Origin of the sequence: Pseudoflavonifractor phocaeensis (assembly GCF_016901955.1) — a bacterium.
Classification (GTDB): domain Bacteria; phylum Bacillota; class Clostridia; order Oscillospirales; family Oscillospiraceae; genus Flavonifractor; species Flavonifractor phocaeensis_A.
Genome location: NZ_JACJLC010000098.1, coordinates 1 through 9,524, shown reverse-complemented (window position 1 = coordinate 9,524; position 9,524 = coordinate 1). Strand labels below are relative to the sequence as shown.

The 9,524-nt window shown below is 62.7% G+C and carries 11 protein-coding genes; all 11 read right to left on the bottom strand.

All coding sequences use genetic code 11. The annotated features are described in order from the left end of the window. Nucleotides 1-819 (bottom strand): site-specific tyrosine recombinase (locus H6B51_RS14900; RefSeq protein ID WP_204884436.1); only part of this gene is annotated, 819 nt, incomplete at its 3' end. Nucleotides 820-847: 28 nt separating this feature from the next. Further along, entirely contained in the window at nucleotides 848-1,480 is a 633-nt protein-coding gene (locus tag H6B51_RS14895; RefSeq protein WP_335342180.1) for a stage II sporulation protein M, read from the bottom strand. Nucleotides 1,481-1,938: 458 nt separating this feature from the next. Further along, nucleotides 1,939-3,318: a thioether cross-link-forming SCIFF peptide maturase gene (gene scfB, locus H6B51_RS14890; RefSeq protein WP_204884435.1), complete on the bottom strand. Its 1,380-nt coding sequence runs from the start codon at nucleotides 3,316-3,318 to the stop codon at nucleotides 1,939-1,941. Nucleotides 3,319-3,387: 69 nt separating this feature from the next. Further along, nucleotides 3,388-3,528, bottom strand: coding sequence for a six-cysteine ranthipeptide SCIFF (gene scfA / locus H6B51_RS14885; protein ID WP_087188745.1), 141 nt, complete (start codon nucleotides 3,526-3,528; stop codon nucleotides 3,388-3,390). 58 nt (nucleotides 3,529-3,586) lie between these two features. Then, nucleotides 3,587-4,012, bottom strand: coding sequence for a TIGR04086 family membrane protein (locus H6B51_RS14880; protein ID WP_243421344.1), 426 nt, complete (start codon nucleotides 4,010-4,012; stop codon nucleotides 3,587-3,589). Nucleotides 4,013-4,304: 292 nt separating this feature from the next. After that, nucleotides 4,305-4,679, bottom strand: a complete 375-nt coding sequence (gene yajC, locus H6B51_RS14875; protein WP_335342179.1) for a preprotein translocase subunit YajC — start codon at nucleotides 4,677-4,679, stop codon at nucleotides 4,305-4,307. A 106-nt stretch (nucleotides 4,680-4,785) separates the two neighbouring features. Then, nucleotides 4,786-5,916 (bottom strand): tRNA guanosine(34) transglycosylase Tgt, encoded by a 1,131-nt coding sequence (gene tgt, locus H6B51_RS14870; protein WP_204884434.1) that lies wholly within the window; start codon nucleotides 5,914-5,916, stop codon nucleotides 4,786-4,788. A 297-nt stretch (nucleotides 5,917-6,213) separates the two neighbouring features. Further along, entirely contained in the window at nucleotides 6,214-7,494 is a 1,281-nt protein-coding gene (locus H6B51_RS14865; protein ID WP_204884433.1) for a redoxin domain-containing protein, read from the bottom strand. Then, nucleotides 7,484-7,921 (bottom strand): RrF2 family transcriptional regulator, encoded by a 438-nt coding sequence (locus H6B51_RS14860; protein WP_204884432.1) that lies wholly within the window; start codon nucleotides 7,919-7,921, stop codon nucleotides 7,484-7,486. Before H6B51_RS14860 ends, H6B51_RS14865 begins: the two co-directional genes overlap by 11 nt. Before the next feature lie 16 nt (nucleotides 7,922-7,937). Then, nucleotides 7,938-8,855 (bottom strand): thioredoxin-disulfide reductase, encoded by a 918-nt coding sequence (gene trxB / locus H6B51_RS14855; RefSeq protein WP_204884431.1) that lies wholly within the window; start codon nucleotides 8,853-8,855, stop codon nucleotides 7,938-7,940. 18 nt (nucleotides 8,856-8,873) lie between these two features. Further along, nucleotides 8,874-9,188, bottom strand: coding sequence for a thioredoxin (trxA, locus tag H6B51_RS14850; protein ID WP_204884430.1), 315 nt, complete (start codon nucleotides 9,186-9,188; stop codon nucleotides 8,874-8,876). Nucleotides 9,189-9,524: the final 336 nt, after the last annotated feature.

Below are 9,524 nucleotides of genomic sequence, written 5' to 3'. Positions count from 1 at the left end.
GTAGATCTGGGTGGAGGAGATATCAGCGTGGCCCAGCATCTCCTGGATGGAGTGGAGGTCGGCGCCATTCTCCAGCAGATGGGCGGCGAAGGAGTGGCGCAGGGTATGGGGGGTGATCTCCTGCTGGATGCCCGCCTTCTCCTGATAGTGCTTGATGATCTTCCAGAACCCCTGGCGGCTCATCCGCTCCCCGTTCATGTTGACAAAGAGGGCCTTCTCGTCGGGGTGCTCCACCATCTGAGGCCGCACCCGGTCCACGTAATGACGGAGGGCCTTGATGGCTGTCTGGTACAGGGGGATGATCCGCTCCTTCCCCCGGCTGGCGCACCGGACGAACCCGGCGGACAGGTTCAGGTTTTCCAGGTCCAGGCCGATGAGCTCGCTGACCCGGATGCCGGTGGCGTACAGCAGCTCCAGCATGGCCTTGTCCCGGCAGCCCTTGGCGTCGGAAGGATCTGGCTGCTCCAGGAAGAGCTCCACCTCTTTGGAGGTGAGAATGTGGGGCAGCTTGCGCTCCACCTTGGTCTGGGTCAGCCCCCGGACGGGATTTTCACTCACCAGTCCCTGGGTCATAAGCCAGCCGTAAAAGGACTTCAGGGAGGCCTGGCACCGGGTGACGGTGGCCGCCGACTTGCCCCGGGCGGTGAGACCGTGGGTGTAGGCCTCCAGGTCGCCGCGGGTGGCCTGGACAGGGGTGAGCCCCCCCTCCTCCAGCCAGCCCAGATATTGCCGCACATCACGCAGGTAGGAGCTCAACGTGTTGGGCGAGGCGTTTTTTTCAGTTTCCAGATAGTGCTCGTACCCGCTGAGATACTCCATCTGACCACACCTTCTCTTTTTTCTCTCTCTATCCATTCAGCAAAGCCCCCGCCGCCCCGGCCAGCAGGGCGGGCACCACGGCCCGCTCCAGCAGGATGGACCCCAGGACGCACCCCAGGCACAGGGCGCACCGGGTCAGACAGGCCCGGCCCCACAGCACGTGGCCCGCCCCCTCTCCCCTGACCCGGGCGGCCAGGGCCCGGGCGGACAGAAAGCTCTGCACCCCCAGGACGAAAAGGGCGGGCAGGGCCAGCGCCCCTCCCACGCCGAACACCAGCAGGGCCAGCAGCCAGCCCGCCCCGCCGAACGCCCGCACAAAGGCGGCTATCGAAAAGGCCAAAAGAAAGCCTCGAATGGAAAAAAGTACCGGAAGGCCCAGCACCCCCAGGGCGGTGAAGCCCAGCAGCAGGGCGAACAGGGGCCAGCGGAAGGTATCCCAGATCTGGGTCCACAGGGCGGGCAGCTCTACCGCGCCCTGGCCGGAGGCCTGTAGAAAGGCCTCCAGATAGCCGGTCAGGCTGGTTTCCCCGGCGCCGCCCACCTGGGCAGCCAGCAGACAGCCCGCCAGTCCCCCGGCCAGAAAGCAGGCCGAGGTCAATATCAGCGCCGGTACGATCCCCTCCCGGGGAACGCTCCAGGCAGCCACAATGGTCTTCCGCACAGGCCTCACCTCCCCGGATCAGCCTATGCGTCCGACAGTCAAATCAGACCATACTGTTTACTTCTGTTTATAACTATATCCCAACCGAAGAGATTGTGCAAGATGTGGCATCCAAAAAAATAATTTTTGTAGATTATGCCGAAGAGTTATGTATACTTTATTATGTAAACATAATAAACCGGAGCTGATGCGAAACGCTGTCTGAGTCCCCCTCCCCTATCGCCGATGTAGTGTGTTGAGCCGCTGGTTGGCGTGGCTGGCCGCCTCATATTTATAAAGCGAGATTGCTTCACATAGATGCAGACGTGCCCGTGTCCCATTTTTACCGGGCAATATCCTGATACTGGAAGTCAGGGCGCAAAAAATCCCCGTCCCCCAAGGCTTTGCGCCTTTGGAGACGGGGAAACGTATGTTGATTACAACGATTACAGATTGTATAATTACAAATTGTATACCCGTTAATCAGCCATACCGGCGTCAATGGCCTTGAGGGCGATGGCACACTCCAGCCGCTTGCGCTCCAGCTCGCAGCCCACCTTGTGGGGGTGCTTTATGTCGCCGCCGACAAGTAGGTTGGAGGCCGAGCAGCCGCCGGAGCAGTAAAATCTGGCCCAGCAGTGGGCGCACTCCTCCCTGGTGTACACGTTGAGACCGGCGAATTTGCCGGACAGCTCCTTGTTAAAGCTGCCGTCGTGAACGCTGCCCAGCTTGTAGTCCTCGTTGCCTACGAACTGGTGGCAGGGGTAGATATCCCCGTCGGGGGTGATGGCCACGTATTCACAGCCGGCGCCGCAGCCCCGCAGCCGCTTGATGACGCAGGGGCCCTGCTGGAGGTCTACGTTAAAGTGGAAGAAGTTGGTTTCCCGGTGGTCCTTCAGGTACTCCGCCAGGCGCTCGTACTCCGCCTTCAGCTGGGGCAGATCCTCCTCCCGGATGGCGTAGGGGTCGCTCTCCTTCCCCACCACAGGCTCCACCGACACGTTCTTGCCGATGGCTGCCAGCTCCTTCACGTCCTCGGCAAAGTCCTTGTGGAACCGGGTGAAGGTGCCCCGCAGATAGTAGTCCTTGTCCCCCCGGCCGGCGATGAGCTTTTTAAACTTGGGCACGATCACGTCGTAGGAGCCCTTGCCGTTGACGGTGGGCCGCAGATCGTCGTTGACCTCCCGCCGCCCGTCCAGAGAGAGGACGGCGTTGGACATCTCCCGGTTGATGTAGTCGATGTTTTCGTCGCTGAGCAGCACGCCGTTGGTGGTGATGGTAAAGCGGAAGCACTTGCCATATTGTTCCTCAATAGAGCGGGCGTATTCCACCGTGGCCTTCACGGTGTCCATGGCCATCAGGGGCTCCCCACCGAAGAAATCCACCTCGATGTTGCGGCGGTTGCCCGACTTGGCGATGACGAAGTCGATGGCCTTCTTGGCGGTTTCGATGTCCATGGTCATCCGCTTGCCGGTGCCGAAGTCGCCGGTGGAGGCAAAGCAGTACTTGCACCGCAGGTTGCAGTCGTGGGAGACGTGGAGGCACAGGGCCTTCACCAGGGCCTGCTGCTGCATAGAGGCGGCCTTGTCCCGGTCGATGTAGTCGTCGGCCTCAAAGAGCAGGCCCTCCCGCGTCAATTCCCGCAGTTCGGCCCAGGTCTCCGCCAAATCGGCGGGGGCGTACTGGGGCAGGGCAGCCATGAGGGCCTGGGGCAGCTCTCCGTCCAGGCTGGCTCCGTCCTCTTCCCGCTGGGCCAGGGCGGTGAGCAGATCGTAGGTCAGCTGATCCAGCACATGGACGGCGCCGCTGTTCACGTCCACGGCGACGCGCACGCCGAGGCACTGAAAGGTATGTACCATAATTATCCTTGTTCCTTCCTCAGAGCATGGAAAAGGGTGGGCTATACACCCACCCTTGCCCTTGTGTTGTTACCGGTTCTCGCACTTCTGGTTGGCCACGGTGCAAGAGGTCTTACAGGCGGACTGGCAGGAGGTCTGGCACTCACCGCAGCCGCCGTGGGCGGCGCTCTTCTTCAGAGTCGCGCCGTTGAGCGTCTTGATATGCTTCATTCCGATATCCCTCCTAAAACATAGGTTTAAGCTATTATACCACAGAGGCAGGCGCATTTCAACGCCTTCCGCGTTTTTTCCTCCGCCTGCCTCCGGGGCGGCCTCCGGTGAGCCCGGCGGCGGCACCGCCGCACAGAGCCCCGCACAGCAGGCCGATGCTCTCCCCCTCCAGAGAGACCTCCCGAAAGCACAGGGCTCCCAGGGTGAGCAGCAGCAGGAAGAGCACCGCCCCCACCGCCAACCCGGCGGCCAGCCCGCTGCCGCACCGCCCGATGGCCAGCAGCCCCCCGGCGAAGCCCCCCAGCACACAGCCCACGATGGTGATCTGATAGGTGAGCCCCAGCCCGGCCAGGCCGCCGGAGATGGCGGCGGAGGCCCCCAGCAGGAACAGCAGGCACACGCCCAGTGCCAGCGCCCCGCCCAACAGGATGCCCAGGGCGCAGCGGATCGCCCGGGTACCCTGATCCTCCTCCCGTTTTCCCATAAAAAACACCCTCCCTTGCCACAGGTTCCTGATGAAACCTATGCGGGGAGGGTATTCGATATTACTTCTTGTCCTTGGCAGGACTGCCGGAAAAGGCGGGCGCCTTTTCCGGCAAGAAGCCGCATGGCGGATAGGGCTCGATTCCTTGCGAAATTGTCGCCCTGTCCGCCATGAAAAGGGTCATTTCCGAGGCGCATGTCCCCGGAAATGACAGATTTGATTTTATTCCTGCGGCTGCGGCCGCGGGAACTCTGCGAGGCTTCCCACTGGGGGAGGCGTTTTGACAAGCGGATTACTTCTTGTCCTTGGCGTCCTTGGTCTCGCCGGGACCGTCCTGGGTGGTCTGGGTGCCTCGGCTGGACACAGCCCACTTGGTGAACTCCATGCGCACCCGGTCAGAGCTGGTCTCGATGACGATGGTCTCCTCCTTCACGGCGCATACCGTTCCGACCACGCCGCCGATGGTGGTGATCTGGTCGCCCACCGCCAGGGCGGAGCGCATCTGGGCGGCGGCCTTCTTCTTCTTGTTCTCAGGACGGATCAGCAGGAAATAAAAGACCACGACCAGCAGGATCAGCGGGAGAAAGGTCCCCAGAAGTCCAATGGTGCCGGAACCGGTGTCAGTACCGGTACCGGACAACAACGTGGTGGCAAGCTGTGCTGTCAATACAATCCCCTCCGAAATTAGCTTTGGCGTTTCTCGCCGTCAATGAGACATTATAAAACGATAGGCATGATTTGACAAGCCTTTTTCCCACATTTCACAGATTATTTCAAATTCGGCCCGCCAGCTTTTCAGAATACTCCGCCCGGAAGGCGGCAAAGTCGCCCCCGTCCAGGGCCTCCCGGATGCGCCCGGTCAGCTTGTTGTAAAAGTACAGGTTGTGCATCACCGCCAGGCGCATGGCCAGCATCTCCTCGGCCACGAAGAGGTGGCGCAGGTAGGCCCGGGAGAAGCTTTGGCACACCGGGCAGTCGCACTCCGGGTCGATGGGCCGCTCATCGGTCCTGTACTTCTCGTTGCGGATGTTCAGGGCCCCTGACCAGGTGAACAGCTTGGCGTGGCGGGCATTGCGGGCGGGCATGACACAGTCGAAGAAATCCACCCCACGGGCGACGGCCTCGATGATGTTGGAGGGAGTGCCCACCCCCATGAGATACCGGGGCTTGTCCGCCGGCATATAGGGCTCCACCGCGTCGATGATGTCGTACATCACCTGGGTGGGCTCCCCCACCGCCAGCCCACCGATGGCGTACCCCTCGCAGTCGATTTTTGCGGTCTCTTTCATATGCCAGATCCGCAGGTCTGGGAAGGTGGCCCCCTGGTTGATGCCGAAAAGCATCTGGTGGGGGTTCACCGTGCCGGGCAGAGAATTGAGCCGGTCGTGCTCCGCCTTGCACCGCTCCAGCCACCGCAGGGTGCGCTCACAGGAGGCCTTGGCGTATTCATAGGTGGCCGGGTTCTCCACGCATTCATCAAAGGCCATGGCGATGTCGCTGCCCAGGTTGGACTGGATCTGCATGGACTCCTCCGGGCCCATGAAGATCCGCCGCCCGTCGATGTGAGAGGCGAAGGTGACCCCTTCCTCCTTGATTTTCCGCAGGCCGGCCAGGGAGAACACCTGGAACCCGCCGGAGTCGGTGAGGATGGGCCCATCCCAACGCATGAATTTGTGCAGTCCCCCCATCTGGCGCACCACCTGGTCGCCGGGGCGGAGGTGGAGGTGGTAGGTGTTGGACAGCTCCACCTGGCAGCCCAGGTCCTTCAGGTCCAGGGCGGAAACCGCTCCCTTGATGGCTCCCTGGGTGCCCACGTTCATGAAAACCGGCGTCTGGACAGTGCCGTGGGCGCAGGTGAATACCCCACGCCGGGCTTTTCCCTCGGTCTTGATCACTTCAAACACGGTAAAACCCCTTTACATTGCAAGTACCTTATATCATACCAGAGTTCCGGGGAAATGACAAGAAGACACTATCGTCAGAGTGAAGAGTTGGGAGTGGAGATGATAAACCGGTGCCGTGGTCGCCCGATGCCCGTCCTCGTTTGCGTAGGGGCGGGTCCCAGACCCGCCCGGGAACGTGCGGGCGATTGATAATCGCCCCTACGGACAAACCTGTGCCGTTTGTGTAGGGGCGGCCTGTGGCCGCCCGCTGTACCGATCCCCGCCCCGGAACGGCGGCCGCCATGTATGGCGGCCCTACTATTCGCTGCAGCTCTCCATGGTCTGACGTACAATGGACTCCATGATATCCCCGGTAAGGGCGCCGGGTACGTAGCCGTACACATTGCCATTGACGTCGATCATGAAGGTGGTGGGGAACGCCTGGATGCCGTAATAGGCAAAGGTCATGCCGGTGGTATCCATCACCACCGGGAAAGTGTAGCCGTTTTCATTCAGGAACGCCTCCACTTCCTCCTGGGACACGTCCTGTCCCCCGGGGTTGGCCACCCCCAGCACCACCAGATCCCCCTGGTTCTGCCCATAGGACTCGTAGAGAGCCTGGATATCTGGCATCTCCCCCTGGCAGGGCCCGCACCAGGTGGCCCAGAAGTTGAGGAACACGGTTTTCCCTTTGTAGTCCGACAGGGTGTGGGTGTTGCCGTACTGATCCGTCAGAGTAAAGTCGGGGGCGGCGATCTCCTGCCGCTGGCTCTCGGTAGGCTCCGGGTCAGGGCTGGCCGACGGAACTGCCTCCGGGGTGGCAGCGGCGGTGGGCGTTGGGCTGGCGGTCTGGGCCGCCGCGCCGCCTCCAAACCCGGACAGGTAGCCGGTGATGCCGTTCATAAAGCCGGTAAAGGTCATGACGCCCATGAGGATGAGCAGTCCAGCCCCGATTTTCACGGTGTACCGCACCACCTGCTGGTGGGTCTTGAAGAAGTTGAGCACCGTGCCGGTGAACAGCCCCACCGCCAGGAAGGGGATGACGAACCCGGCGGTGTACACCCCGATGAGCAGATAGCCCTTGGCGGCGCTGGCAGCGGAGGAGGCCATGAGCAGCACGCTGCCCAGGGTGGGTCCCACACAGGGGGTCCAGGCAAAGCTGAAGGTGAAGCCCAGCACCAGGGCCACCAGAGGGTTCATGGCCCACCTGTCCAGCCGGAAGGGCAGCCGGTGCTCCCGCTCCAGGGCGGCGGACTTGCCCAGCACCCCCAGCTGATACACGCCGAAGAGCACCATAATGATGCCGCTGATGCGGGCAAACCAGATCTGGTTGCCGCTGAAAAAGCTGCCCAGGGCGGTGAAGCCGAAGCCCAGGACGAAGAAGGCAAAGCTCACCCCCACCACGAAGAACAGGGTGTTTACCAGCACCGTTCCCCTCGGATAGCGGATGACCCCGTTCTCGTCCACCCTTCTGGCACCCCCCGCCAGGTAGCTTACGTACAGGGGCACCAGGGGGAGCACGCAGGGAGAGAAGAAGCTGAGCAGCCCCTGCAAAAATACGGTGAGCGCCGGCACGCCGGTCTCCAGCTCAAAGCCCACGGGTATTCCTCCCTTCCGCCGTCAGCCGGTCCTCCAGGTCAGCCAGGGTCAGCTCCCCCAGCCGGGCCCGGCAGCGAGCCTCCATCTCGTCAAACAGGCCGTCCATCACACTGGCCATACCGGAAGCCACCATACAACCGCAGTCCACCTCCCCGCCGCTGTGCCAGGCGGGCTCCACGAACCGCACCCCCAGGGCGTCGGCCACCTGGGCCAGGGTCACCTGAGCGGGGGCGGCGGTCAGCCGGTAGCCCCCCTCCGCGCCGGCCCGGGTCTCTACCAGTCCTGCCCGCTTCAGGGGGGCCATCACCTTGCGCACCCGGGCGGGATTGGTGCAGATGTTCCCCGCAAGTTCCTCGCTGGACAGGACGCATCCCCGCTTGTCCAGGTAGATCAGGGCGTGGACGGCTACGCAGAACAGTCCATTCATGTGGGCAACGTCTCCTTTATCCCTGCCGCAGCAGGTAGTCGTCCGCCCAGTGGGCGGCGTTGGCTCCATCGGCAGCGGCTGTGATCACCTGCCGCAGGGCCTTGGTGCGGGCGTCCCCGGCGGCGAACACTCCGGGAACGCTGGTTCGGCAGCTCTCGTCGGCTACCAGGTAGCCGGCCGGATCTGTGTCCACCTGACCGGCGAAAAGGGCGGTGTCGGGCACCCGACCAATGGCCACGAACAGCCCATCGCAGGCCAGCTCCCGCTTCTCCCCGGTGCGCACGTCCTCCAGCTCCACCCCGGTGAGGCGGCCCTCCTGCCGCAGGGCGGTCACCCTGCTGTTCCACAGGATCTCCACCCCAGCCTCCTCCAGGGCCTTGTGGTACACCGCCGAGGCCCGCAGGCTGTCCCGCCGGTGGATGAGGTACACCTTTTTGCACAGCCGGGACAGGTGGAGGGCGTCCTCCACGGCGGTGTTGCCCCCGCCGTTGACCGCCACCACCTTGCCCTTGTACATCATACCGTCGCAGGCGGCGCAGTAGGCCACCCCACGGCCCCGGAGCTGGCTCTCCCCCGGCAGGCCCAGCTCCCGGGGATAGGCCCCGGTGGCCAGGATCACCGCCCCGGCGGTGAAGTCCCCCTCGCTGGTGCGCACCACCTTGGGATCGGCGGTCAGGTCGGCCCCGGTGACGTCGGCGTAAATGGTCTCCGCCCCGTACTTCCGGGCCTGGGCCTCCATCTTTTCCCCCAGCTCAAAGCCGTCCACCCCGTCGGGGAAGCCGGGATAGTTGTCGATGACGCTGGTGGTGGCCATCTGACCGCCGGGGGACAATTTTTCCACCACCGCTGTTTTCCGCCCGGCCCGGGCGGCGTACAGGGCGGCAGTGTAGCCCGCCGGGCCGCCGCCCACGATCAGGATCTCATAGTCCGCCATGCGGTCCTCCTCCTTTCCTTACAGGCCCATCCAGTCGATGAGCTGGGCCTTGGAGCCGGGGTTGACAATGGGCTCCCCGGCAGAGCCGCCCCGGAACAGGAACAGGGTGGGGATGACCTCCACCCCGTACTGGTCGGCCAGCTGGGGCTCGTCGTCAATGTTGATCTTGCCCACCACCAGTCTGCCTTCAAACTGTTGGGCTACCTGGTCCAGCATGGGCCCGATCCGGCGGCAGTAGCCGCACCAGGGGGCCCAGAAATCCACCAACACCGGTTGCTCCGCCTTCAGTACCAGTTCCTCGAAATTGTTCTTGTTGATTTCGATGACGCTCATGATGTCCATCCTTTCTCCATATTGTATCGTAGTCAGTATGTCCCGGTAATCCCATAGGGTCCAGCTTTGAACTGTAACTTTTTATGTTTCAATTTATACTGTAACTATAACAGTTACAGTTAGCCCTGTCAACCCCCAATTTGCTCCACGGCACGCTTTCTTTCCCACCAGCATAAGCTGGAGTGTGGCACGACCACGACCCAAGCGGAAAAGGAGTACGCTTATGAACCATTATAAATTCTCTGACTGGGAGTGGAGGAAGAAGCCGGAGGGCTGCCGCCCCCCTGGCTGCTGTCCGCCGGGGTGCTGCCCGCCCCCCTGTCCTCCTCCCTGTCC

What these genes read in the sequence shown, in the direction of transcription:
- scfB (WP_204884435.1), bottom strand. Translation starts at nt 3,318, where the DNA reads ATGGTACATACCTTTCAGTGCCTCGGCGTGCGCGTCGCCGTGGACGTG.
- scfA (WP_087188745.1), bottom strand. Translation starts at nt 3,528, where the DNA reads ATGAAGCATATCAAGACGCTCAACGGCGCGACTCTGAAGAAGAGCGCC.
- H6B51_RS14880 (WP_243421344.1), bottom strand. Translation starts at nt 4,012, where the DNA reads ATGGGAAAACGGGAGGAGGATCAGGGTACCCGGGCGATCCGCTGCGCC.
- H6B51_RS14860 (WP_204884432.1), bottom strand. Translation starts at nt 7,921, where the DNA reads ATGAATGGACTGTTCTGCGTAGCCGTCCACGCCCTGATCTACCTGGAC.
- trxB (WP_204884431.1), bottom strand. Translation starts at nt 8,855, where the DNA reads ATGGCGGACTATGAGATCCTGATCGTGGGCGGCGGCCCGGCGGGCTAC.
- trxA (WP_204884430.1), bottom strand. Translation starts at nt 9,188, where the DNA reads ATGAGCGTCATCGAAATCAACAAGAACAATTTCGAGGAACTGGTACTG.